Source organism: Psychrobacter pulmonis, from assembly GCF_904846465.1.
GTDB classification, from domain to species: domain Bacteria; phylum Pseudomonadota; class Gammaproteobacteria; order Pseudomonadales; family Moraxellaceae; genus Psychrobacter; species Psychrobacter faecalis.
The window spans coordinates 323845-349455 of record NZ_CAJHAT010000003.1 but is presented as its reverse complement, the minus strand read 5'-3'; the positions used below and the strand labels follow the sequence as shown (position 1 = coordinate 349455).

At 44.2% G+C, this 25611-nt stretch carries 18 protein-coding genes; 12 read left to right on the top strand and 6 right to left on the bottom strand.

Translation table 11 applies throughout. The annotated features are described in order from the left end of the window. Nucleotides 1-24 precede the first annotated feature (24 nt). Nucleotides 25-1068, bottom strand: a complete 1044-nt coding sequence (locus JMX70_RS07800) for a dienelactone hydrolase family protein (RefSeq protein WP_201590980.1) — start codon at nt 1066-1068, stop codon at nt 25-27. 438 nt (nt 1069-1506) lie between these two features. Here JMX70_RS07800 and JMX70_RS07795 point away from each other — a divergent pair, with 438 nt between their 5' ends. The 8 genes from JMX70_RS07795 to mmsB all read left to right on the top strand — a co-directional run bounded on the left by JMX70_RS07795 (nt 1507) and on the right by mmsB (nt 13488). Next, entirely contained in the window at nt 1507-2691 is a 1185-nt protein-coding gene (locus JMX70_RS07795; protein ID WP_201591107.1) for an MFS transporter, read from the top strand. Nucleotides 2692-3005: 314 nt separating this feature from the next. Beyond that, complete coding sequence (locus JMX70_RS07790; RefSeq protein WP_201590978.1) at nt 3006-4670, top strand: fatty acid--CoA ligase; 1665 nt, start codon at nt 3006-3008, stop codon at nt 4668-4670. Between the two features lie 334 nt (nt 4671-5004). Further along, nucleotides 5005-7101, top strand: a complete 2097-nt coding sequence (locus JMX70_RS07785; RefSeq protein ID WP_227671202.1) for a propionate--CoA ligase — start codon at nt 5005-5007, stop codon at nt 7099-7101. Nucleotides 7102-7423: 322 nt separating this feature from the next. Then, entirely contained in the window at nt 7424-8908 is a 1485-nt protein-coding gene (locus JMX70_RS07780) for a CoA-acylating methylmalonate-semialdehyde dehydrogenase (RefSeq protein WP_201590976.1), read from the top strand. 196 nt (nt 8909-9104) lie between these two features. Further along, the gene (locus tag JMX70_RS07775; protein WP_193030326.1) at nt 9105-10265 is read left to right on the top strand and encodes an acyl-CoA dehydrogenase family protein; all 1161 of its coding nucleotides are present in this window, start codon (nt 9105-9107) and stop codon (nt 10263-10265) included. A gap of 79 nt (nt 10266-10344) precedes the next feature. Further along, the gene (locus tag JMX70_RS07770; protein WP_201590974.1) at nt 10345-11127 is read left to right on the top strand and encodes an enoyl-CoA hydratase; all 783 of its coding nucleotides are present in this window, start codon (nt 10345-10347) and stop codon (nt 11125-11127) included. 57 nt (nt 11128-11184) lie between these two features. Next, nucleotides 11185-12417, top strand: a complete 1233-nt coding sequence (locus JMX70_RS07765; protein ID WP_191691622.1) for an enoyl-CoA hydratase/isomerase family protein — start codon at nt 11185-11187, stop codon at nt 12415-12417. Between the two features lie 96 nt (nt 12418-12513). Then, a complete protein-coding gene (gene mmsB, locus JMX70_RS07760) occupies nt 12514-13488 on the top strand; it encodes a 3-hydroxyisobutyrate dehydrogenase (protein ID WP_201590972.1) in 975 nt (324 codons plus the stop codon). A gap of 286 nt (nt 13489-13774) precedes the next feature. Here mmsB and JMX70_RS07755 read toward each other — a convergent pair whose 3' ends face one another. Continuing rightward, on the bottom strand, nt 13775-14533 hold the full coding sequence (locus JMX70_RS07755) for an IclR family transcriptional regulator (protein ID WP_068404183.1): 759 nt from the start codon (nt 14531-14533) through the stop codon (nt 13775-13777). A 615-nt stretch (nt 14534-15148) separates the two neighbouring features. On the opposite strand from JMX70_RS07755, the gene JMX70_RS07750 reads away from it, so the two are divergent. Continuing rightward, a complete protein-coding gene (locus tag JMX70_RS07750; RefSeq protein WP_201590970.1) occupies nt 15149-16036 on the top strand; it encodes a hypothetical protein in 888 nt (295 codons plus the stop codon). Between the two features lie 120 nt (nt 16037-16156). Here the strand turns inward: JMX70_RS07750 and JMX70_RS07745 are convergent, their stop codons facing one another. Both JMX70_RS07745 and pal read right to left on the bottom strand, forming a co-directional pair. After that, nucleotides 16157-16972, bottom strand: coding sequence for a 4'-phosphopantetheinyl transferase family protein (locus JMX70_RS07745; protein WP_227671201.1), 816 nt, complete (start codon nt 16970-16972; stop codon nt 16157-16159). Nucleotides 16973-17067: 95 nt separating this feature from the next. Then, a complete protein-coding gene (gene pal / locus JMX70_RS07740; RefSeq protein ID WP_068404186.1) occupies nt 17068-17586 on the bottom strand; it encodes a peptidoglycan-associated lipoprotein Pal in 519 nt (172 codons plus the stop codon). Between the two features lie 395 nt (nt 17587-17981). Between pal and pepN the strand changes: the two genes are divergently transcribed. Next, nucleotides 17982-20597, top strand: coding sequence for an aminopeptidase N (gene pepN, locus JMX70_RS07735; protein WP_227671207.1), 2616 nt, complete (start codon nt 17982-17984; stop codon nt 20595-20597). A 109-nt stretch (nt 20598-20706) separates the two neighbouring features. Here pepN and JMX70_RS07730 read toward each other — a convergent pair whose 3' ends face one another. Beyond that, nucleotides 20707-21789 carry a 3-deoxy-7-phosphoheptulonate synthase gene (locus JMX70_RS07730; RefSeq protein ID WP_198327847.1) on the bottom strand — a complete coding sequence of 361 codons (1083 nt, stop codon included), beginning with the start codon at nt 21787-21789 and terminating at the stop codon, nt 20707-20709. Nucleotides 21790-22328: 539 nt separating this feature from the next. On the opposite strand from JMX70_RS07730, the gene lpxB reads away from it, so the two are divergent. Next, a complete protein-coding gene (lpxB, locus tag JMX70_RS07725; RefSeq protein WP_227671200.1) occupies nt 22329-23723 on the top strand; it encodes a lipid-A-disaccharide synthase in 1395 nt (464 codons plus the stop codon). A 102-nt stretch (nt 23724-23825) separates the two neighbouring features. Further along, complete coding sequence (locus JMX70_RS07720) at nt 23826-24710, top strand: ribonuclease HII (protein ID WP_227671199.1); 885 nt, start codon at nt 23826-23828, stop codon at nt 24708-24710. Nucleotides 24711-24873: 163 nt separating this feature from the next. On the opposite strand, the gene JMX70_RS07715 is transcribed toward JMX70_RS07720, so the two are convergent. After that, on the bottom strand, nt 24874-25539 hold the full coding sequence (locus JMX70_RS07715; protein ID WP_144296281.1) for a DUF924 family protein: 666 nt from the start codon (nt 25537-25539) through the stop codon (nt 24874-24876). Nucleotides 25540-25611: the final 72 nt, after the last annotated feature.

Sequence of the window (25611 nt, the reverse complement as noted above, 5' to 3'; positions counted from 1 at the left end):
TACAAGGCAAATTAAGAGCAGTGCTTATCCACAATCTTTATAATCGTAAGAAGATATACGAGGGCTGTTGCCATAGTTTTCGTTATTGCATAAAAATTTATCGAAGCGAGTATCACCATTGATGTAGCGATGCATCCAAGCAATACCCGGTTTGCTGAGTAATATCTCATTAAAGCGATAGCTTGGACAAAAGTGGCTGCCGTTTTTTATCTCAATCTTTATTTTTGGCCCAGCAGCATGATTATAAAACGCACTGCTGTACTTCTTATTAGAGGCAATGCGGTCATTTTGGCAGGTAATAAATAACGCGGGCGTGTCCATAATGCCGTAGTCTTTATCATGATAAGGCGTTTGCGGAATAATGGCGCGAACGTCACTGCGCTGGGTTGCTAACTGCAGCGCGCCACCACCGCCCATCGACCAACCGATGGCGCCCAAACGTGTGCTATCTATTTGCGCACCTACCGTACTATCGCTCACAATATGATCGAGGGCGGCGCTCAATTGCGTTGCACGGCTATTTGGATCATCATAAATAGAGTTAGTGTCGATAGTAATCACCACAAATCCCCAAGATGCCAGACGCGGACCCCACCATTTAATCGATGCTTCATAAGACACATAACCGGGAATCACTGCGATGCCGCCTAACAGGCCGCAGTCTCCAGCATTGGTAGGATAATGAATGGTGCCGCCGCCAAAGCCATTTGCTAACTGACGAGGAATGGCTTTACTTGCCACCGTAAAAGGACCGTTATCACGCGTAGCTGACAGCTCAGCTGCGGTAATGACACTATCAGCGATACAGTTTGATCTGGAGGCTGTAGAAGTTGTGGTGGTTAAAGTTGCTTTACTTGCAGGCACTTTGGCTAATGATGCAGGGGTTAATAATATTTCGTTTGAAGTCGCTTTGGTTGCTGTAGTTGGTAAGGTAATGGTTGATTGCTCTTTAATTGAAAAGGTTTGAATTGAGTCTGTTGGTTGTGCTGCGACTGCTGCCATATTCACAGAAATAATCAGTGTGCCGGTTAGGGCAATCAATCTTAGATAAAAAGGGTTGTTTAACATGATAAAGGGTCTGTTAGATGATGGTTGGTTTTAATAGCAAAGCAAAATAATAGTAGACAGTAATCTATTCGCTGTCAAAAATAACAGTCACCTCTACAGTGCTAAAACGGCTTTTATAAAGCGGCATTTAAAAAGCTGGCGTGAATAACATACCGAAACCTGAGTCTGGTATTTGCTGTGATAAAATCACCAATCAGCCATCTTTTTATAGTCAGTTATAAGTTTTATGCTAGGCATGATGTAATTGCTACCACTTATTTCTATCACCCATGCGTCATTTAGTACGAGCCAGCACAAAAGTCAGCTCTAGCTAAAAAAGCACTCAATATAGTAAGTCATACTTTGAACAATCATATAAATAACAGTATAAATAATGATAGCGATGTTAATGGCAAAGCCGCTGGTATTAGCCAAGATAATAGCGTCAGCAATCGCCGTATGAACACACCCTTTGCCGCGCCTTCATGGGTACTTAAGCTGACGATTGGCTTGATTGGGATGTTTGCTTTTTTGCAGGTCTATTCTATTCAAGCTATTTTACCGGTCTTGATGATGGATTTCACCGCAACTGAGGTGCAGGCGGGCATGATTGTTGGTGCCACCATATTGGCAATTGCTATCATGTCACCATTTTTGGGCATGCTGTCTGATGCAGTAGGACGCAAGTCATTTATCGTTGGGGCGTTATTGTTTTTAGCGATACCCACTGCGTTAATTGCCCAAAGTCCGAATATCGGCTGGATGGGCATGTGGCGCTTTATGCAGGGATTGTCTGTGCCCGGTATTACGGTGGTGACGATTGCTTATATCGGCGAAGAGTTTGAGGGACGGGCGCTCACTGAGCTGATGTCGTTTTATGTGTCAGGGTCGGTGCTCGGCGGCTTTATGGGGCGCTTTTTACTTGGGCACTTGCACGAACTTATTGGTTGGCGCGCTGGCTACTATGTGATGGCAGGTATGACGCTGATCGGGGCGCTGTGGGTGGGTAAAATGCTGCCCGCATCACGGCACTTCGTTGCTAATCCCAACTTTCGCTCAGCCATGCAGACCCTCGGTGAGCATTTGGTCAATCGCTATGTTGTCACTTCCTGTTTGCTTGGTGCTTGTGTGTTGTTCTCGTTGGTTGGCTGTTTTACCTTTATTAATCTGCATTTGGCCGATACACCTTATGAATTAAGCACAGGTGCGCTTGCCAATATTTTTGCGGTGTATTTAATTGGCGTTGTCATCACCCCATTATCGACGACGTTGCTGCGCCGCTTTGGTTCAGCGCGTACGGTTCGCGTGGCAGTTATTATCTCGATGTTTGGCGTGCTCTTAACGCTCGTGACGCCGCTTTGGGGCATCGTACTGGGGCTTGCCATCATGTCTAGCGGCGTCTTTATTACCCAAGCGGCCACCATCAGCTATATTGCGGTCAATGTCAAAAAAGGACGCTCATTGGCCTCAGGCTTATATTATATGGGCTATTACGCGGGCGGCACGATGGGCGCGTGGCTCTGCGGCATCGCTTACGCGCGTGGACAATGGTCGCTGACGGTTTGGTTATTATTGTTTGTACAAGTGCTGGCTCTATTGGTCGCTAGCATTGGGATGGTCAAAACAGTGGCTCGCGCGGAGTAATATAGATTTTTACTACCCTTTAACATACACTTTTAACCTCACTCGACCCTATAACCTAACTTGCCATAACACAATAATCTAAGTATTTAAACGTCAATCAAAGAACCTATAGTCGTCAGCGACTTACGCAAGCAGGCTTTACATGGCTTAGGTTTTTTCTTACTATCAATGAAGCTTATCAAGAATGACGATAAGCATTGCCACCAATAATAGCCACGCGTATACCGATAAAAATGCTCTGTTTTTATATGTGTCTTAAACCTTATTAAAAGTGCTTTAAGATAATTAAAATCACCCACAAGGAAGTTAAATTTATGTCAAATATTTATCATAGTGCGCCGTCAGCCTACGATTATCCCTTAATCGTCAAGCAACTCTTAAACCGTGCCAAAAAGGTGTCGCTAGAGCAAGAAATTATTTATGCCGATAAAAAACGCCTCACTTATAAAGAGTTGTTTGAGCGTATCAATCGTTTAGCTAATGTTTTAGCCGACCTAAATCTTGCTGCCGGTGATGTGATTGCGGTGATGGATTGGGACAGTCATCGCTATTTAGAATCGTATTTCGCCGTACCGATGTCAGAATATATTTTGCAAACCGTCAATATCCGCCTGTCACCTGAAAAAATCCTCTATACCATCAACCACGCTAAGCCAAAAGTATTGCTACTAAACTCTGAGTTTGCGCCATTGGTGAAAGACTATCAGTTTGAAAACTCTAGCATTGAGCATATTATTTGGCTTGATGACAATGGCGTGTCACATGAAGGCGTCTTTGGCGGTAATCAAAATCGCGTCACTGGAGAGTATGAAGCATTGTTAGAGGCCGCCAGTAGCGAGTTTGATTTCCCAGATTTTGATGAAAACACTATTGCCACGACTTTTTATACTTCAGGTACAACAGGCGATCCAAAAGGGGTGTTCTTTAGCCACCGCCAACTGGTCTTGCACAGTCTGACGGAAGCCGCGACCTTGGGTATGCTGCCCAATAAACAAGGCGTCAGTTACGGCGATGTTTATATGCCGATGACGCCGATGTTCCACGTTCATGCGTGGGGCTTCCCGTTTACCGCCACAATGGTTGGTTTAAAACAAGTCTATCCCGGACGTTACGCGCCTGATGCCTTGATGGATTTGATTATCAATGAAAAGGTCAGTATCACCCACTGCGTACCAACGATTTTGCAGATGGTACTCAAAGAAGCGCAAGAGCGTGATGCCAGTTTTAATGGGTTAAAAATGATTATCGGTGGTTCGAAACTGACGGAAGGCCTAGCAAGAGCCGCATTAGCGCAAGATATTGAGGTTTATACCGGTTATGGCATGTCTGAGACTGCACCGCTGATTAGCTTGACAGAATTTAGCCTAAATGAGCCTGAGATGTCTGAGGACGAAGATATTGCCCGCCGCTGTATGACGGGTAAGCCAGTACTGATGGTGGACGCTCAAATATGGAATACTGATAATGAGTCCGTCGGTACGGGCAAAGATAATACCGGCGAGTTGGTGCTGCGCGCCCCTTGGCTAACGCAGAGCTATCTGAAAAATGACGATGCCGGTAAAGAGCTGTGGGAAAATGGCTATATGCATACCCAAGATATCGCCTATATACAACCTGATGGCTATATTAAAATTACCGATCGTTTAAAAGACGTCATCAAATCAGGCGGTGAGTGGATATCGTCATTAGAGATTGAAACGATTTTATCGCTACATCCGGCGGTGGCTGACGTGTCAGTGATTGGTATCCGTGATAAACAATGGGGCGAGCGTCCGCTAGCTTTGATTGTACTCAAACCTGCCTGTCAAGATACTAACGCCGATGACATCAAAGCGCTTGCCGAACAGGCGGTAGCGCGGGGAATTATTCCTAAATACGGCGTGCCAAGTCAGTTTAAGTTTGTCGATGAGCTGCCAAAAACCTCGGTCGGTAAACATGATAAAAAGGTCATGCGCGAAATGTACGATGAGCAGAAATAAGACTTCATTAAATAGTCAGCTGTTTAAAACGCTTGCGTTAAGCAAAATATCAAATGGCTGACATGCGTAGTAGTTGACCTTTATCTCTAGCTCTGCTACATTTTAAACCGATACATAACGTATCGGTTTTTTAGTTCTGGCAGGGACAGCCAGTTTTATACTATGATAGTATTGAATAAGAGCGTACCTTATAAAGCGTCATATTATAAATATGATCTCTATAAAAGCGCTTTTTATAGTTTATAAAATCATCTCTTATAAAAGCACTTTTTATAGTATCGCTTGTTATAAAAAAATACAGCATTACCCATCGTTTACGCTAAGGACAGCCATTATGAACGAGCAAGTCATTCGTCAAAATTCTCAACAAACCAGCCAGCCAGCTATAAATCACAATAATAATCAAAACCTTACTCAATCCTCTAGCCAAGATTCTCACCCATCATTTGATAGCACGCAAAGCTTTGCCGACATTTATCAATCCTCTATTGATAATCGCGAGCAGTTTTGGGCGGAGCAAGCCAAGCGGATTTATTGGCACAAAGAGCCTGAGCAAACCCTTGATGACAGCAATCTGCCATTTGCCAAATGGTTCGTCGGCGGTGAAACCAATCTTTGCTACAACTGTGTCGATCGCCATCTTGCAGAGCGCGCTGAGCAAGATGCCTTTATTTGGCTATCCTCTGAAATTAACCAAGAGTTAATCGAAACTTTTCCTGCCGTAGTTGATGCTTTTAATGATTTGGGCAATAACGTTGAGCTTTATACTGATTATACTAAGCGGCGCCTGACTTATAACGACCTTTATAAAGAAGTAAATTACTTCGCCGATGTGCTACAGCGTCATGGTATCGAGAAGGGCGATCGCGTCATCATTTATATGCCGATGATTTTAGAAGCCGCTTATGCCATGCTCGCCTGTGCGCGTATCGGTGCGGTGCATTCGGTGGTGTTTGGTGGCTTTGCAGCCCATAACTTGGCCATCCGTATGGATGATGCTGAGGCAAAAATGGTCATCACTGTCGATGCAGGTCTACGCGGCGGTAAAGTGATTAATTATAAAAGCCTCGTTAATCAAGGTGTTGAGCAAGCGACAATCAAGCCCGAGCATGTACTAGTGGTCAATCGTGGTGTATTACCGTTCGAGCCAAAATCTATCGATGTCGATTATGCAGCCCAGCGCCGTATCAGTTGTGAGGCCAATGCTATTGTTGAGCCAGTTTGGTTAGAGTCCAATACGCCGTCGTATCTTCTGTATACTTCAGGCACCACTGGGACGCCAAAGGGTGTGCAGCGCGATACCGGCGGTCATGCAGTGGCGCTCACGACGTCGATAGATTATATCTATGATGGCAAAGCTGGCGAAACTTTTTGGGCGATATCAGATATCGGCTGGGCAGTTGGGCATTCTTATACCATTTATGCGCCGTTGCTGGCTGGCATGACCAGTGTCATGTATGAGGGCTTGCCGCATCGTCCAAACCCAGGTATTTGGTGGCGGATTGTCGAAGCAAACAAGGTGAATATTTTATTTACCGCACCGACGGGTGTGCGTATGCTGAAAAAACAAGATGAAACGTGGATGACCCGGTATGATGTCTCTAGCCTTAAGTCATTCTTTTTGGCAGGTGAGCCACTCGATGAATCAACGGCCAATTGGTTAACCAAGCATTTAGGGGTGCCGATTTTAGATCATTATTGGCAGACAGAGTCTGGCTGGCCAATCCTAAGTAACACGCCCAAATTTAATCATAAACCGCACAAACAAGGCTCGCCCGGTTATCCGATGTATGGCTATGATGCCCACGTCATCAATGAAGAAACCGGCGAGCTTTGTAAAGCTGGTGAAAAGGGCTTACTCGCCATTCGCGCTCCACTGCCGCCTGGTTGTCTCACGACTGTATGGCGTAATGACGAGCGCTTTATCAGCAGCTATTTTGGTCTGTTTGATGGCAAGCACTACTCTACATCAGACTATGCAGTGACCGACGACGACGGTTATTTTTATATTTTAGGACGCACCGATGATGTGATTAATGTCGCCGGTCATCGTATTGGCACGCAGGAGATTGAGGAAGCCATCAGTACCCATCCAGAGATGGCCGAATGTGCGGTCGTGGGTATCAAAGATCAATTAAAAGGCGAGTTGCCGATTGCTTTTTGTGTGTTAAAAGACCATGAGCAAGTGGCAACGACCGAAAACCGTTTCCGTATTGAGCAGCAAGTCATCGGTGCGGTAGTAAAATCCTTGGGCGGTATCGCTCGTCCAGCGGCGATTTATTTCCCGCAAGCATTACCCAAAACGCGCTCTGGCAAAATCTTACGCCGCGCTATCCGTGCTTTAGCGGAAGGTAATGAAACGGGAGATATGTCAACGCTTGACAATCCAACGGCGATTGATGCGATTAAAAAATCGATGAAAGATTATTAATCTAATAGCGTATTAATTGAAAAAATTCAGTCATCTTAATATCGGGAAAAGCTCATGTACCATCATGGGCTTTTTGGTTTTTAGACTGATAAATTTTATAGATGGCGACTATCGCAAATAAAAGTTTGATAAAGCGCTTGACCCTAAAATTGATTTATTGCTATAGTCAATAACGATACGAAATAAATCATTTTAAAAAAATATTTAAAGGGTAATAATGGACAGTTTTTATCCCTTTTAACAATATACTTGTATGAATACTTTTTTATAAATACTGGCCCACCATTAAATGGTGAGCAAACAAACAAGATAAGGATATCTTATGCATCACGTTCAGCAGCTTATCGATGGTCAATTTGTTGATTCTAATACCAGCGAATGGATTGACATCACAGATCCCGCCACCCAAGAAGTCATCGCCAAAGTTCCGCAAACGACTGACGATGAAATCAATCAAGCCGTCGCTGCCGCCCAAAAAGCGTTTCAGACATGGCGTAAAACGCCTATCACCACACGTGCGCGTATTTTTTTAAAGTATCAAGAACTGATTCGCGAGCATATGGATGAGCTGGCAGAAATCTTAACCGCAGAGCAGGGAAAAACCATTGCTGATGCGCGCGGTGATGTATTTCGTGGTTTAGAAGTTGTTGAGCATGCAGCGGGCATTGCTAACTTGCAGATTGGTGACTTTGTTGAAAACGTCGCAACAGGCGTCGACACCTATAGTATCTGGCAGCCACTTGGCGTTTGCGCTGGTATCACCCCATTTAACTTTCCCGCGATGATTCCACTATGGATGTTCCCAATGGCGATTGCTACGGGTAACACCTTTGTCCTTAAACCTTCTGAACAAGATCCGATGGTAACCATGCGTTTGGTTGAGTTGGCAGTTGAAGCTGGCGTCCCTGAAGGCGTGTTAAACGTCGTGCACGGCGGCAAGGCGACGGTTGATGCCATTTGTGATCACCCAGATATTAAGGCGGTTTCATTTGTCGGCTCAACCAACGTCGGCAAGCATGTCTATGAGCGCGCTAGTCAATCTGGCAAACGTGCCCAGTGTATGATGGGTGCGAAAAACCATGGCGTTATCCTACCTGATGCTAATAAAGAGCAAACACTCAATCAGCTAGCGGGTGCAGCATTTGGTGCTGCCGGTCAACGTTGTATGGCGCTGTCAGTCGTGGTGTTAGTCGGCGCAGCAGGGGAATGGATTGACGATATTAAAGCCAAAGCAGAAGGCTTAGTGGTCTCAGCAGGCAAAAACGACAAGGATTTAGGTCCGCTCATTTCACCTGCCGCAAAAGCGCGTGTTGAGCATTTGATTGGTACAGGGGTAGAAGAGGGCGCAAGCTTGATTCTTGATGGTCGTGGCATTACTGTCGAAGGCTATGAGAAAGGCAACTTCGTAGGACCGACTATCTTTGATAACGTTACCGCTGATATGCAAATTTATCAGCAAGAAATCTTTGGCCCTGTTCTGTGTATCATGCGTGCAGCCGACCTTGATGAAGCGATTGAGCTGCTAAATGCCAATCCACATGGTAATGGTACGGCGATCTTTACTCAGTCAGGAGCGGCTGCGCATAAATTCCAGCAGGATGTGCAGGTGGGTCAAATCGGTATTAACTTGCCAATTCCTGTGCCACTACCAATGTTCTCGTTCTCAGGCTCACGTGCTAGTAAGCTGGGTGATCTCGGTCCTTATGGTAAGCAAGCGGTGCAATTTTATACTCAAACCAAAACGGTCACTGCCCGCTGGTTCGATGATGAGGCAAGCCGCGGTGTCAATACCACTATTTCAATGTAATCGTCAATCGACTATATTGGCAGCATCTCAATAACATAGCGACAATCTTACTCAGTATGTTTTTAACAAAGCATAATTTATGATAGTCGTTATAGCGCTGCTATACTGTATAACCAACACGGTTTAAACCACAGTAGACTGACGGCTTATAACCTTTTCTCCACCATATTTGCTATGCAAGCACAAGGATGACCCTATGGATTTCTCATTGACCGAAGACCAAATCGCCTTTCGCCAAACTGCCAGACAGTTTGCGCAAAAAGAGCTAAAGCCCAACGCGGCTGAATGGGATCGTACTTCGCACTTTCCAGTCGATGTCATCAAAAAAACCGGCGAGCTTGGCTTTTTAGGGCTGTATACCAACCCAGAATATGACGGCTTAGGGCTACCACGCCTAGATTCTGCCATGGTGTTTGAGGAGCTGGCTTGGGGTGATACCGCCGTTGCCGCCTATATGAGTATCCATAATATGGCAGGTTGGATGATTGGTGAGTACGGTAGCGATGCTTTGTGTAAAAAGTATTTGCCCCATATGGTCAGCGGTGAATGGCTTGGCAGTTACTGCTTAACTGAGCCGAATGCTGGTTCTGATGCGGCTTCATTACGTACCAAAGCCGATAAGCAAGGCGACTATTATGTGCTTAATGGCGAAAAGACTTTTATATCAGGGGCTGGTTCAACCGATGTGTTAGTAGTTATGGCACGTACAGGCGCTGCAGGGCCAAAAGGGATCTCGGCATTTGTCGTAGATGCCCATAGCGATGGTATTGAGTATGGTAAAAACGAGCATAAAATGGGCTGGAAAGCGCAACCAACGCGAACGATTAGTTTTAAAAATGTCAAAGTACCCGCTGAAAACCTCATCGGCGAGGAAGGCCAAGGTTTTCGTATTGCGATGAAAGGCTTAGATGGCGGTCGTATTAATATCGGTATCTGTGCAGTTGGCACAGCGCAGTCGGCGCTAGAGACCGCGACCAATTATGTGCAAGAGCGTAGCCAGTTTGGCAGCCCGATTGCCAGCTTACAGTCAGTACAGTTTAAACTTGCTGATATGCTCACCCAAACCATTACTGCAAGGCAAATGCTGTATTTAGCGGCTAGCAAAATCGATAATAATGATGCGCAAGCCTCTACCTACTGTGCCATGGCAAAGCGTCTGTCTACGGATCTTTGTTTCGATGTTGCCAATGAAGCCTTACAGCTACATGGTGGTTATGGCTATCTCAATGAATATCCGCTTGAGCGCCATGTGCGAGACTTGCGTGTCCATCAGATTTTAGAAGGCACCAATGAGATTATGCGGGTGATTGTCTCGCGCCAGCTTATGCAAGATGATGCGTTGAGTCAATTACGCTAGCCCAACAATATTATAAAACTGCTTTATTAAGCGTTTTGAATAAAGCCATTTTATAGAAAGATAATAACAAGGATGTTCCATGACCGATTATACCAATTTAAAGCTCTCAATCGACGGCCATATTGCTACCGTCACACTGAATAACCCACCAGCCCATACCTGGACGATGGACAGTCTGCCAGCGCTCAATCAACTGGTCACTGACCTCAATGCCAATGATGATGTTTATGCCTTAATTATCCATGGCGATGGGGAAAAGTTCTTTTCAGCAGGTGCGGATTTAAACAATTTTTCAGACGGCGATAAAGGACGCGCGATAAGTATGGCTATCGCGTTTGGTGAAGCGTTCGAAGCGCTATCAGCGTATCGCGGCGTTAGCATCGCGGTTATCAATGGTTATGCGATGGGCGGTGGACTTGAGTGCGCGCTGGCCTGTGATATTCGTATCGCAGAAGCGCATGCACAGATGGCGTTACCAGAGACGGGCGTGGGCTTATTGCCCTGTGCAGGCGGGACGCAAAACCTACCTTTACTGGTTGGTGAAGGTTGGGCGAAGCGTATGATATTGTGCGGTGAGCGCGTCGATGCCGAGACAGCATTGCGCATTGGCTTAGTCGAAGAAGTCACGGCAAAGGGTGGCGGTTTATTAGCGGCGCAAGCCTTAGCGCAAAAAGTCGCTAAGCAATCACCTGTGGCGGTCAGTTATTCGAAACAGCTTATCCAAGCGGCCAGAAATACCCCGCCTGCCCAAAACCTTATCCATGAACGTGAAGCTTTTGTTAAGTTATTCGACACCAACGATCAGCGCGAAGGCGTACAAGCATTCTTAGAGAAGCGCACACCCAATTGGCAAAATAAATAGCCTGTAGGGATGTCTTAATATTTACTTTACTCATTTTAATTTTGGTAGGTCTCTTTTATGACAGCAGTAACAGAAAACATAGAACAAGAAGCGCCGGTCCTATTCAATACTGAGCCGACAGAGTGCGGTCACCTGATTGGCATAATGATGTTAAATACGCCAAAGTCTCTCAATGCGCTCAGCGTTGAGATGTGTCAATTATTAGCCAAGCAGCTAGAGCAGTGGCAAAACGACGATCAGGTAGTGGCATTGGTGTTAAAAGGGGCAGGTGACAAGGCGTTTTGTGCTGGCGGTGATATCCGTAAGCTGTATGACAGCATGTCCAGCAGTGTGCCGCTACCGAATCCTTATGCGACAGAGTTTTTTGGTCATGAATACCGTTTGTATCGGCAGATGCATTTTTATCCAAAGCCATTAATCCTCTGGGGTGACGGCATTATCATGGGTGGCGGCATGGGTCTAATGGCAGGTTGTAGTCATCGTTTAGTCACCGAGCGCACGCGCTTTGCCATGCCAGAAGTGACCATTGGACTGTTCCCTGACGCCTCTGGTAGTTGGTTCTTGCAGCGCATGCCTGCTAAAACAGGTTTGTTCTTAGGGCTAACAGGTGCGATGTGTAATGGCAGTGACGCTTTATTAGCCAATCTTGCAGAGTATGCTGTTGCCAGTAGTGATTACGATGCTGTCATACAACGTTTAAAACAGAGTAATTGGCAAGGAGCAGCTGACAACAATGATAAATATCATAATAATAGCGCTCATAGTATCGTTAGTCGTGCGCTTACCGCACAGCCTGTTGCTGAGTTGCCTGCAAGTAAGCTTGCGATATATTGGAAACCTATCCAGCAATTAATGAACAGCGGCGGCTTAGGAGATATTGATGCACTTCTACAAAGTGACGAAGCGCTTGAAAAATTAGATACAGACTTTGCAGCAGATAGCTGGACGCAGCGCGCAGTAGCTACTTATCGTCACGGCTGCCCTGTAACTGCCGCTTTGACCTATGCGCTTTACCACAAAGTCACCGACTTATCGCTTGAGCAAGTCCTGTATTTAGAGACCAACGTAGCTGTGCATTGTGCCGCCAATCCTGATTTTAAAGAAGGCGTACGTGCGCTACTGATTGACAAAGACCGTAATCCGCAGTGGTCACGTTCACTGGCAGACTGTCTCAGTAGCGAAGGGCAGGCGTATATACATCAGCACTTTGTGAATCCTTATGCTAAAGGTGAGCATCCGTTAGGCGATTGGTTGGGTGAAGACGCTTTAGGCAGCCAGCTTGTACGCTAAGAGCTTATCGGCTCATTATAAGAATCAGGTATAAATTAAAAAACGTAAAACTATGTGTAGCACTGTCGGCATAAGCAATCATCAAGGAGCGATGAGATGGGTACAAAGGATTTGAATTTAAGTAATAAAGACACAAATAATACTGCTGCGAGCGATAATCATACTACTAAGCCAAATATAGCCTTTATTGGGCTTGGCAATATGGGCGCACCGATGGCAGAGAACTTGTTAAAGGCAGGTTATACGCTATCGGTTTATGATTTATCTGAAGAGGCAACCGCGCGCTTGCAGCAAACAGGTGCCAGTGTGGCTGATAGTCCTAAAGATGCTGCGAGCAATGCACAAGTTATCATTAGCATGTTGCCTGCGGGCAAGCACGTCCATTCTGTTTATCTAGGAAATAATGGCGCTGATGGTTTACTAGCAGAATTACCTAAGGGTACGTTGGTCATCGATAGCAGTACCATCGCAGCAGCTGATGCAAGATTGGTGGCAGAAGCAGCAAGTAAGGTTGGTATCGACTTCTTAGATGCGCCAGTCTCCGGTGGTACAGGAGGCGCCATTGCTGGCACTTTAACTTTTATTGTCGGTGGTAGTGACGATGCATTCGCTAAAGCCGAACCAATACTCGCCGTTATGGGCAAAAACATCTTTCATGCAGGCGAGCATGGTGCCGGACAAGTGGCGAAAATCTGCAATAATATGCTGTTAGGTATTCTCATGGCAGGGACGGCAGAGGCGATTAATTTAGGCGTAAAAAACGGTCTCGACCCTAAAGTGCTATCAGATATTATGCTACAAAGCTCGGGCCGTAACTGGACGCTAGAGGTTTATAACCCTTATCCGCAGGTGATGGAAAATGTGCCCTCTAGCAACGGTTATAAAGGCGGCTTTATGAGTAAGCTCATGCAAAAAGACCTTAACCTTGCGATGCAAACGGCTAAGGATACCGATGTTGAAACGCCGATGGGAGCGAAAGCTACTGAGCTTTATGAATCTCACACAGTAGAAAATGGCGATAAAGATTTTTCTAGCATCATGGCGCGACATGACAGTTCGGTATTGTCTTAAAGTACGAAACGCTTAAAATCCTTAATCAGTTTTGCATAGAGTGTGTTTCTATAGTCAAAGTATCCTAAAAACGCGACGGTATTGCTGATATCAATTTTTTGTAGCCTCTGTCTGCGCAGGCACAGCAAGCAAGAAAAATTGATATCAGCAGTGCGTGATGTATCGATATTACTTTTCACTCACTATATTTATCATCATGTTATTAACAAAGCATAAAAAAGGTCTGCGCTAGTTTTATGACGCAGACCTTTTTACTCAGTCATATTTTTTCTTAATGTCACACACCCTAGTTTTGTAGCTCATACACCAATGCTTGAATATCATGCGCTGCCTTTTGCAAGCGCGGCACATGCTCCATTAGCTCATCTAATGACACGCGAATGGTTGGTGCGTGGATATATAGCGACGCCAGATAGCGAGATTTTTTGTCTAGTACAGGCACTGACACCCCTACCATCTCTGAGATAAATTCCTCATTATCGATACCAATGCCTGTCTCTGCGATACGATCAAGCTCGGCATTTAATGTATCAATATCAGTAATCGTATTTTTGGTAAATTTATCTAACGGTAGGCCTTGTAGTATTTTAGCGCGGCTGGTCGCAGACAACTGGCTTAAATATAACTTACCCGTAGCCGTACACCACATCGGTGATTTCGCGCCGACAGGCAGATATATTTGCAAAGGCAGCGAGGTGTTAGCGCGATTGGTATACATCATGTCCATCTGGTAAGGAATGGCGATACCGCAAGTCTCCTTAATCTCATCAACCAATTTTTGTAAAATAATTTGCCGCTCATTAAAAAATTGACGCTGCTGCCAAAGCTCAACGCTCAAATTACGCACCCGCTTGCCAGGAATAATACCGCCGCCAATATCGACGGTCACAAACCCTTCATCGACTAAGTTTTGAATCAAGCGATGAATAGTAGGTTTTGGGATATCAAGCTCTTGCGACAGCTCAAGTGGTGAGAGGGGTTTTGACGCATAAGACACCGCTTCGATAATCTCTAAAACACGCGTAATCGACGAAACTTTTGGCATAAAAATGGCTCAATAAGAATAATAAAGGTAAAGCGAAAAGTAGAAAAAAATCATTAATACGCTAGTGAAAAGTCCAAAAATGCAAATACTAAAAAGACATCTATTAATAGCTCTAATTTAGCATAATAACGCACTCAAACAAGCTATCTTATTAGATATAAACGATATATTTACGTTTTTATAGTTCAGACTGATTTCTCACATTTCTATCTCATGTTTTATTTTAGGTAGGATTGGATACGTTAACTCACAAACCACAACAAACTGTAGTAATAAACTCTATAACTGTAATTGAGTTAAAGGTGGAGGTAGTTCATTATACTGACATGTTTTGTAATACCTTTACATGAGCGTTAAGCGATTCAATATTCATGTTCTGACTATTCAGTTGCTTTGGGAGTATTGTGTAACAGGGAAGCGAAGTTTTGCAGGTTGGTGTAGCAAATATTACAATATCTATGCAATCTTTACATAACGGCAAATAAAAAGTGCATTCATGGGGGTGACTTTTTAAGCCAAAATTGTTTTAATCTGCTCAACAAAATGGTTGTTTATAAAAAAGTTAAATTATCATTTTTTTACGGGCGAGTTATTTCACACTTTAGGAGAGTATTTATGAAACTTATTAAATTAACAGCAATTTCTGCTGCTGTATTAGCATCTACTGCTGCACTAGCAGCTGAACCAGTTATCGTTGTTGATAACAACGATGCGGTTGTATACGAAGCAGAGCCAGTTGCAGTAGCTTATCAAGCAGAGCCAGTTGCCGTAGCTTATCAAGCTGAGCCAGTTGCTGTCGTACAACCAGCAAACTCATATAGCGACAGAACTTTTTTCCAAACTGTGACTCATCCAGCGGCTATCAGTGCTGAAGTAGGTACACTAGGTTATGGTGCTAATATCGGTTGGGCACTTAACGACAAAACTGAATTACAAGCTGGTTGGGCAGGTGGCGATGTTGCTGACCTATTCGGCGGTGACTTTGATGCAAACGATGTAAACTATGAGGTTGATTCTGATTTTAGCAACCCATACCTAGGCGTACAATTACGTCCTACTGGTAACTGGTTCACAATGGGTGCTGGTATCATCGTTCCTGATAACGATATCGACGTAACTGCTAACCCTAATGGTGGTGCAGATGGCGTATATAAAATCAATGGCGCAGAGTATAACGCATCTGATGTAGGTTCTTTACAAGGTACTATGGAACATCGTAACAAGTTAGCTCCTTATGCTACTATCGGTTTCCGTCCTAACATCACTAACAACTTCGGTTTGTTTGGTGAGATCGGTGCAGCATACATGGGCAAGACTGACGCTACTGTAAATGCAAGTAACGTAAGTGGTGACTTTGTCAATATCAAAGATGGCGCCGGTAACGATGTGCCTACTACACAAACTGCTCAAGATGTTGCGCGCTTGGCTGAAAATGAATTAGAAGACAAAAACTGGTTAGAGTGGATGCCAATTGTTAAAGTTGGTGCAACTTACCGCTTCTAAGCTAATCACAGTCTAAGGACTGTTGTTAGAAGATAAGTAGTAATAAAAAAACGATCCTGAAAAGGGTCGTTTTTTTTGTCTAAAATAAAGTCAGAATGATGTGCCTACATTAAATACTTTTTAATAGACAATCACTGTCTGCTGCTCAGGTAAGTAGGCAAGATGGTACTTGGTTTTATCATCGTTAAACGCTAACAAAGATAGCTGTGCCTGTGCTTCGATACCGTTCACTAAGCCGGTAATGAGATAGGAGTAATCCATACCCAAACCTTGGGCAAGGGTATACTGATGAATCTTGATAAAACACTCTTTTATTTGCCATAGTAACTTAGCGACAGTGTCACGCTGAGTGATGGTTAGAGCTTGTAAGATAGCAATCTCATTAGTATGATAAAAGCGCTGCGCCACTTTCCATTTAATGGCATTTACTTCTATATCAATGCCCACAGGACGATAAGCGCTAATGATCACCGCGACTTTATTATCCAAATGTTTAAATAGATTTTCGTTTTTATGCTGATTAGAAATAACTTTGTTATGGGCGCCAGTATGACTAAAGCAGACGTAGTATTGACTATTGGCAAGTCGATATGGAAAACTTGCATCATTCAAGGTATCAATCATCTCTAGCTTATTAAGTAGTGATTGTAATAATAATCGTACGCCAGTGCGCTGCTGTTGGCGCTGACGATGAGCTATCTCGCGTGTGGATAGAGACACGGTAGAAATGCGGTACCATTGCATCTGCCGCCATTGCATGTGGCGCACTTTTTCCACGCTCGTATTTAAAAATAGATTGGGATTAAATAACAGCGGTAAATCGCTGAGTAAAACGGGATAATTTAAAAAAGAAGGCATGATAATCTGAGCTGACGCATACCAGGTCGTAGCGTCAAGTTGCTGGTAGTGAATATCACGTAATTTTAAAGTTGACATAATTTATCTGTAGAATGTGAATAGAATAAGAAAAGCCCAACAATAGATTGCTGGGCTTCTTTAAATTACGGCTGATTAACGCTTATTAAATAATATTAGTAAGACAATTCAGCACGGCGGTTTTGGGCATAGGCATCTTCAGTTGTACCAGCAACAGCAGGGCGCTCTTCACCATAGCTGATGATACGGACGTTGTTTACCGCAACACCTTGAGCGGCAAGATAATTACGTGCCGCTTGGGCACGGCGCTCGCCTAGTGCCATGTTGTACTCGCGGCTACCACGCTCATCGGTATGACCTGCAATAACGACACCGGCGTTTGGATTTGAGCTTAGGAGGCTAGCATGTTGGTTTAATACACTGGCAGCTTCTGAGGTGATTTCACTGCTATCGAAAGCAAAGTAAACCACCGCTTGTAGATTTTCTGCACCAGTGATAACGGCATTTGAATTATCAACGATAACCGCACCGTTATAACCAACTTGACCACCTGGGATACCTAGTGGGGCAACGACCACTTCTGATGTCGCACGTTTGTTAGCACAACCTGACGCAAATACGACAGCGCTTGATAATACTGCGAGGGCAGCAACTTTTGCAATACTGGTAGACATATAAGCTCCTAAAATTTTAATAACATTAGTTTTAATGGCATTTGTTGTTTTTGAACTGCTTACGGTAAAACTTAGGCAATTACTATCTATCATATACTAAATGTTACTTTATGTAAGTAGTATTACTGTAAATAGTTCGAGAGTTTACCTAAAGATATGTAGCATTCTGATTAAAACCTTTGAATTGATTTCTACCTTAACCAATTTAATTACTCATCGTACTTGAAATTTCATAGTTTAGGTCAATGTAACTATCTTAAAAACTCTGTTTATAACGAACACCGTGCTAATTAATAGGGCGCTGCAAAATAATCAATTAACTGTTTAAAACATGAATAATAATAGGAATTTCCATGTCTACTACTGAAACTGACGCACAAATTATCAATCCTGACATGCCAGATGTGCCGCCACATGCGCCAAGTAAAATTCATTTGAAAGATTATCAACCGCCAAGCTTTGCGGTCGAAACCGTTGATTTGGATATTAAGTTATTCGATGACCATGCTATTGTGGATAGCACTTTGATGATGCAACGTCAGACTGACGGCGACTTAGTGCTTTATGGTGAAGGACTTGAGCTGTTATCTATTAAGCTTAATGATGAGCTGCTTGCTCGTAATCGTTATACGCAAGCTGAGGGCACATTAACCATTACCGATGCGCCAGAAAACACCAAATTACAGCTGCAAGTACGCATCCATCCGCATACCAATACCGCGCTTGAAGGCTTATATATCGCCGGTAGTGGTGACGATACTATGTTCGTCACTCAGTGTGAGCCTGAGGGCTTTCGCAAGATTACCTTTTATCCAGACCGTCCCGATGTGCTGGCGAGATTTACAACGCGGCTTGAAGCCGATAAGCGTTTCACGACGCTATTGAGTAATGGGAATTTGCTCGAAGCGGGTGAAGTGTCGGACGCGCCTGAGCGTCATTATGCGATTTGGCAAGACCCGACCAACAAACCAAGCTATCTGTTTGCTTGTGTCATCGCTGATTTGGATGTATTGACTGATAGCTACACCACGAGCGAGGGACGCGAGGTGAAGCTTGAGCTCTATGCAAAATCTGAAGATATCGATAAATGTGCTGTTGGCATGCAAGCTTTAAAAGACTCGATGCAGTGGGATGAGGTCAATTATGGCCGCGCGTATGATTTAGACCGTTATATGATTGTTGCCGTCAGTCAGTTTAATATGGGCGCGATGGAAAATAAGGGTTTAAATATTTTTAACACCGCTTGTGTCTTGTCTAGTCCTGAGACGACCACAGATGCGCGCAGCTTTAGTGTCAAATCTATCATTGCTCATGAGTATTTTCATAACTGGACGGGTAATCGCATTACCTGCCGTGATTGGTTTCAGCTGTGCCTAAAAGAAGGTTTTACCGTTTATCGGGATCAATCATTTTCAGCCGATCAGCAGTCAAGTGCTGTCCAGCGTATCGACGATGTGGCAACCTTGCGCGCCCATCAATTTGCTGAAGATGCCGGACCACTAGCGCACCCTGTACGTCCTGAGAGTTTCGTTGAGATTAACAACTTTTATACCACCACCGTCTACGAAAAAGGCGCTGAAATCGTGCGTATGATTGCCAATACGCTAGGGCCTGATAACTTTCGTAAAGGTACGGACGAATATTTCCGCCGTTATGATGGGCAAGCGGTGACGGTTGAGGACTTTTTATCGGCGCTTAGTATTACCGATAGCAAAATTGAAGACTTTATCGACTGGTATCGTCAGCCCGGTACGCCTGTGGTGTCTGGTTACCAAGATTATGACAGCGCGACGCAGACATTGACTATTACTTTGAGTCAGCAAACCCGTCAGGTTGCAGGTTTTGATGCACCAAAACCCTTGCCGATTCCTGTAGCGACCGCACTATTTGATAAAAATTCTGGTCATATCATCGCCGAGCGTATGTTGCTTCTCGATCAAGTCACACAAACCTTTACCTTTGAAAATATAATGAGCGAGCCAGTCGTATCCTTGCTACGTGATTTTAGTGCGCCCGTTCAGCTCAATTATAATTATCAAGATGAAGACTTGGCGTTTTTGCTCAAATATGAAACCAATGGTTTTAACCGCTGGCAAGTGACGCAAATGCTGGTCAATCGCATTTTACTGCAAGGTCACGGCGCGAAAAGCAGTCCTGAGATATATTTGCAAGTAGTGGCGCAGGCCTTACCTGAACTGGCTGCTAATGATGCGATGTTGGCGGCGCGTTTGCTTGATATTCCGTCAGCACATGAGCTGGCATCTGCCATTCATAAAGATTACGATCCAGAGCTGGTAAAAGCACAGCGTGAAGGCTTATATCAACAGCTGGCTTTAGCGTTAAAAGATCAATGGTCTGAGCTTTATAAACAGCTACCGATGCAGGCTTATGAAGACAGTGCGGAAGCTCGTGGTAACCGCGCTTTACGTAATGTGGTGCTTGATATGGCACTGACCGCCAACGTCGATGGCGCTACTGAATGGGCAGAGCAGCAGTATGATAACGCCAGCTGTATGACCGAGCGTTTTGGCGCGTTAAAGGCGATGGTCAATCATCAACTGGCAAATGCTGATAAGTATCTGGCGGATTTTTATCAGCGTTTTGAAAATAATGATTTGGTCATTGATTTATGGTTTAGTGTGCAAGCCTCTGCTGATACAGTCACACCTGATACTATTAAATCCTTACTTGCGCATAACGATTTTGATTGGAATACGCCCAACCGTGTGCGCTCAGTCATCAGCGCCTTTACCTCGCAGCCTACGGTGTTGTGGACACCAGAGGGTTTAGATATTTATATCGCTGTGATTAAAAAGCTGGATGACGCCAATCCGGTGTTAGCGTCGCGCTTATTGCAAGTGCTGGCACGTTGGAATACTTTGGCGGAACCCCGTCGTCAAATGGCGCATGAGCAGTTGCTTGAACTACAAAAGCAAGCGACTTCTAAGCATGTAATTGAAAGCTTAAACAGTGTTTTAGGCGCGGCAAATGAAGGTTCTGCAAGTGCATAACGAGCAGTACTTTATAAGTTAAAAAGCACAAAAAAGGCCCGTCTGATATCTGTTATCAAACGGGCCTTTTAGTGAGTGGTCAATCAGTATTCATTACCACCAAGCGCTTTTAACGATTCGGCAGAACGTCTTTAACCATATCACGTAGATTGTGTAGAGCGCTAACGGTGCTTTCCCAATCTAGGCAGCCATCGGTGATAGATTTACCATATTCAAGCTGGCTTAAGTCAGTCGTTAGCTTTTGATTGCCACCTTTTAAATGACTCTCAATCATCAAACCGATGATAGATTTATTACCATTTTTAATCTGCTCGGCAACGTTTTGAATGACCATTGGTTGCAGATAAGGGTCTTTACCTGAGTTGGCGTGGCTTGAGTCAATCATAATTTTACTATTGGTTTTGCCTTTTGCCAGCTCATTTTCAACTTGTGCAACAGCAGTTTCATCATAGTTTGGCTTACCGTTACCACCGCGTAGTACTACGTGTGCGTAGGGGTTACCTTTTGATTTGATGATAGAAACTTTGCCATCTGCTGATAAGCCAAGAAAACTATGACCTTCTTTGACCGCTTGCATGGCATTAACCGCAACGGTCATGCCGCCATCGGTGCCGTTTTTAAAGCCAACTGGGCACGATAAACCTGAGCTCATTTCACGATGCGTTTGGCTTTCGGTGGTACGCGCGCCAATCGCTGACCAACTAATCAAATCCTGAATGTACTGCGGCGTATTTGGGTCTAATGCTTCGGTCGCGCACGGCAGACCTTTTTCATTTAAATCAAGCAGTAGCTTACGAGCGGTGCGCAGACCTTTTTCGATATCAAAGCTGTCGTTCATATCAGGGTCATTAATCATGCCTTTCCAGCCAACCGTGGTACGCGGCTTTTCAAAATAAACGCGCATCACAACGAAGATGCTGTCTTCAATCTCTTTGGCCAATACGGCTAAGCGATCGGCGTATTCGTGGGCGGCTTTAATATCGTGAATAGAGCAGGGGCCGATAACCACAAATAAACGCTTGTCTTTGCCATCAAGGATATCTTGGATGGTATTGCGACCTTTTAGCACCGTGTTATAGGCGTCATTTGACAAAGGTAGCTCAGACTTTAGCTCAGCGGGTGTGATTAAAGGAATGAATTTTTCAATATTCACGTCGTCAATATCTGCATTATGAGTAGCTGGTGTTGTCATGATTATATATCGTCTAGCTGATTTATAGGGATATTCATTATGCGGACAAAAGCGCTGGTTGACAAGGGCAGTCGTACAGTTAATTGACTGCTAACTGGAATGTGGCGACCAAAACTTTGTTATACCTTATCGCTGCAACCCGTCTTAACATGCTGTCATTCATAGGTGTATAAGAATGATAAGGCAATGTAAAGCATAGGGAAAATGATGCTTTATCGCTAACCTAAGTCCAAATTTGCATTAAACACAACGTTTATAGGCAGATATAAATGAGTGATACTGAATGGATTTTGTGCACTAATTTCGCTATTTTTAGCTATTTCCAGCACTGTCACGTATGATGGCAATATAAACGACTAAGTTCGAGCATTATAGAATGCTATCAAGATGCCTTTTAATGGGCATCTTATTACGGTTAAGCTATGTTATATTTTATATAATCATTTTTATGATAGACGCATTTTATCTTTTGTTTCATTTAACTGTGCTACTCAAATGGCACCAATTAAATTGTACCACTTTAATATTGAGAGCTTATCATGATAGATCCTGCTACGCCTCACCAAACTGCTGATATAACGCCAGCACCGGATACTTATGGTGCTTTTGATAAATTGCCTGAGGTTACCAGCTCGCCACTGGTGATAGGGATTGTCGCCGGTGAAGTATCAGGCGACAGTTTGGGTGCAGATTTTATGCAGCAGATGAATAATCTGCGTGATGATATTATTTGGGTTGGGGTTGGCGGCGCAAAAATGCAGGCGCAAGGGCTGCAAAGTATTTTTCCGTTATCGCGCTTAGCTGTGATGGGTTTGGTCGAAGTGGTGTCGCAGTTACCGGATTTACTCAAAGCACGTCAAGAGCTGCTGACGGCATTTAAAGCCGCAAGCATTGATTGGTTTATTGGCATTGATGCGCCTGATTTTAACCTCAGAGTGGCCAAGAAATTAAAGCCGCAGGGCGTGTTTTGCGTGCAGTATGTCAGCCCTTCTATTTGGGCGTGGCGTGAGTCGCGTATTCATAATATTATGGCAGCGACCAATTTGGTTCTGTGCCTATTTCCATTTGAGCTACCCGTCTACGAGCGTTATAATCATCCCGCGATTTGCGTTGGTCATCCGCTACTACGAACCATTGATCAGACCTTACTTGAGACGCCCATCAATCAGCGCCGTAGCGAATTGGTCTGGCATAATGATGGCTTACAGCAGTTTTTCATCGATCGTTTCGATGAGGTCAGTCAGCTTATTTGCGTCATGCCAGGGTCTAGGCGTGGTGAGATAACGGCTATTTTGCCGCTTATGCTCGATGGTATTCAAAGACTATTATTGTTAGATCCTAAGCTGTGCTTTATCATTCCAACTGTCGATCAAAACCATCAATATATTGTGCAAGATGTGATCGATAAGCGCTCAGAGCAGCTGCGGGCCGCGATTGCGGTGGTCTATGATGAAAGTCAGCCAGCCTTTAGTCAGCTGGCGATGGCGGCATCAGATATGGTGATGCTGGCATCGGGTACTGCAACCTTGGAAGCCATGCTGCTTGAGCGTCCAATGGTGGTGATTTATCAATTAAATCAGCTGACTTATCAGATAGCAAAACGTTTGGTCAAAGTCCCTTATGTCGGTTTGCCTAATATTTTGGCAGATAGCGCAATCGTGCCTGAGCTTATCCAAGAGCAGGCAAGTGGCGATAATATCTGTCGTACCGTGATGCGTTTGTTGCAGCCGCGCGCGTATGCAGAACAATTAAAAGCGCTGATTGATACCAAGTATGCATTGCAACAACAAAGCAATCATGACCCTGCGCATAGCGTCATCGAACAGTGGTTTATTCAAAACCGCGCCAGTCATCAAAATCATGATTTTAATGGACAAGACGGTCATGTCAGTCAAGAAAATTACGACAGCCAAGACAATTATCAAGCTCAGTAATCAAGATTAATAACTAAGCTCAATAATCAAGCGCTAATTATGTCAGGCACGCAAAAAACTCTTTAAACCGTAAAGTTAAGAAATAATAAAGTTATGAGTACTATGTCTTCTACAGAAAATGATCCTATAAAAAGCCCAGTTATGCTTAAGCATAGCGTTCAGATTGAAAGAGTTATTGAGCAAATTGATATTAAAGGACAATATATACAACTGGCAGCGCCCATACAGTTATCAGGGCAAGTCAATATCTCAGAACTGATTGCGCAATACTCATTAAGTTTAGAAAACTTGCAACCAACAGCCATACAAATTGGCGTTGACGAAGCAGGGCGTGGACCGCTGCTGGGTAGTGTGGATGTCGCTGCGGCAATATTACCTGCGGCGTGGGCAGGTTTAATTGAAAATGAGCCACTAAAAAATACGCCATTGTCTATACTGACGGACTCAAAGCAGCTGAGTGAAAAAAAGCGCGATATTCTTTATCCGTTGGTTCAGCAGCATGCAGTCGCGCACATCGTCGCTGATATACCGCCAGCGGTCATCGACCAAGTCAATATCTTGCAAGCGACCATGCTAGGGATGCGCTTATGTACTGAGGTTTTATTGGCGGTAGTTGCTAAACACCTGAATACGGGTGACAAAACACTGTTTGAGATATTAATTGATGGCAATCGTTGTCCAGATTTAGATTATGCCAGTCTCACTAAATTTGGTATTCAAGAGTCAGCGATTGACTGCCAAGCATGGGTAAAAGGCGATGGCCGACATACCAGTATCGCGGCGGCCAGTATTTTAGCAAAAGTCAGCCGTGACCAAACCATGTATGCGCTTGATACTGAACATCCTGAATATGGCATCGCCAAGCATAAAGGCTATCCAACGCGCGCCCATATGGAAGCGATTGCAGCTCATGGCGTATTAGCCGCGCATAGACGTAGCTTTGCACCGGTAAGAAAAGTGCTCGAAAGCCAATATTGCCTGACCTAAAAATGATCATTAGCTAGCAGAATGAGACTGCTTAATGAAATAGCCTAAGCAAAATTAAATAAGAAAATGCTTTCAGTCATAAAAAAACCATCTGTTCATAATCAACAGATGGTTTTTTTATTTAAACCTTTAACAACAGAAATCTTCAAAGTCCCAAAAATACTTAGAACGATGAGTTCGGCTGCTTTAAAAACGCTTCTTCTTCGTCAGTCGTTTCACGATCCAACGTGTCGTTACGATGTGGATAGCGTCCAAATTTATCGATAATCTCTTTATGACGCTCTTCAAACTCTAAGGTTGTTGCATCATTTAATTGCTTAAACAGCGGCAGATAGCGCTCATGAATCATGGCCGATTCAGAATGCATAAATGGCATGATAATAAATTTCCGCCACTGCGCTGGCAGCGTATCAAAATATGGTTGTCCAATGGCTTCTTGTGCCAATGCTAGTGCCATGCCATCTTGGGCAAAAGCGCACGCTTGCTCACGGCATAAATTACGCGAAAACTGATCTAACACAATAATTTCTGCCAAGCGTCCTGCTAGCGCCGTGACTGAGCTATTGCTATCAGTCGCTGCATCTGCGATACGCCACGACACGCATTCACCCTGTTTTGCTGCCTGCCAAATATTATAAAATTTGTCTTTTATCTGTTTATCAAAAGCATCATTTTGCGCAAACCAGTACTGCTCATTGTCTTTATCGAACCAAAAATCCAATACCGCACGCGCATCCGCAGCAAGATGTTCTAAGCTGATGTTTTGTGGATCTAGCTGGGATAGATTGGCTGGGTTTTTAGCCGTAGAATAATCGGTCGAGAGTGCCATAAGATATTCTATTTATGATGGATTTAGTCTACTATAGCGCAATTATTTAGGTCTGTCATGATACCGACCGCA

Bases quoted from the DNA above. Each gene is read 5' to 3' on its own strand.
- JMX70_RS07800 (WP_201590980.1), bottom strand. From the start codon at position 1,068: ATGTTAAACAACCCTTTTTATCTAAGATTGATTGCCCTAACCGGCACA.
- JMX70_RS07795 (WP_201591107.1), top strand. From the start codon at position 1,507: ATGAACACACCCTTTGCCGCGCCTTCATGGGTACTTAAGCTGACGATT.
- JMX70_RS07790 (WP_201590978.1), top strand. From the start codon at position 3,006: ATGTCAAATATTTATCATAGTGCGCCGTCAGCCTACGATTATCCCTTA.
- JMX70_RS07785 (WP_227671202.1), top strand. From the start codon at position 5,005: ATGAACGAGCAAGTCATTCGTCAAAATTCTCAACAAACCAGCCAGCCA.
- JMX70_RS07780 (WP_201590976.1), top strand. From the start codon at position 7,424: ATGCATCACGTTCAGCAGCTTATCGATGGTCAATTTGTTGATTCTAAT.
- JMX70_RS07775 (WP_193030326.1), top strand. From the start codon at position 9,105: ATGGATTTCTCATTGACCGAAGACCAAATCGCCTTTCGCCAAACTGCC.
- JMX70_RS07770 (WP_201590974.1), top strand. From the start codon at position 10,345: ATGACCGATTATACCAATTTAAAGCTCTCAATCGACGGCCATATTGCT.
- JMX70_RS07765 (WP_191691622.1), top strand. From the start codon at position 11,185: ATGACAGCAGTAACAGAAAACATAGAACAAGAAGCGCCGGTCCTATTC.
- mmsB (WP_201590972.1), top strand. From the start codon at position 12,514: ATGGGTACAAAGGATTTGAATTTAAGTAATAAAGACACAAATAATACT.
- JMX70_RS07755 (WP_068404183.1), bottom strand. From the start codon at position 14,533: ATGCCAAAAGTTTCGTCGATTACGCGTGTTTTAGAGATTATCGAAGCG.
- JMX70_RS07750 (WP_201590970.1), top strand. From the start codon at position 15,149: ATGAAACTTATTAAATTAACAGCAATTTCTGCTGCTGTATTAGCATCT.
- JMX70_RS07745 (WP_227671201.1), bottom strand. From the start codon at position 16,972: ATGTCAACTTTAAAATTACGTGATATTCACTACCAGCAACTTGACGCT.
- pal (WP_068404186.1), bottom strand. From the start codon at position 17,586: ATGTCTACCAGTATTGCAAAAGTTGCTGCCCTCGCAGTATTATCAAGC.
- pepN (WP_227671207.1), top strand. From the start codon at position 17,982: ATGCCAGATGTGCCGCCACATGCGCCAAGTAAAATTCATTTGAAAGAT.
- JMX70_RS07730 (WP_198327847.1), bottom strand. From the start codon at position 21,789: ATGACAACACCAGCTACTCATAATGCAGATATTGACGACGTGAATATT.
- lpxB (WP_227671200.1), top strand. From the start codon at position 22,329: ATGATAGATCCTGCTACGCCTCACCAAACTGCTGATATAACGCCAGCA.
- JMX70_RS07720 (WP_227671199.1), top strand. From the start codon at position 23,826: ATGTCTTCTACAGAAAATGATCCTATAAAAAGCCCAGTTATGCTTAAG.
- JMX70_RS07715 (WP_144296281.1), bottom strand. From the start codon at position 25,539: ATGGCACTCTCGACCGATTATTCTACGGCTAAAAACCCAGCCAATCTA.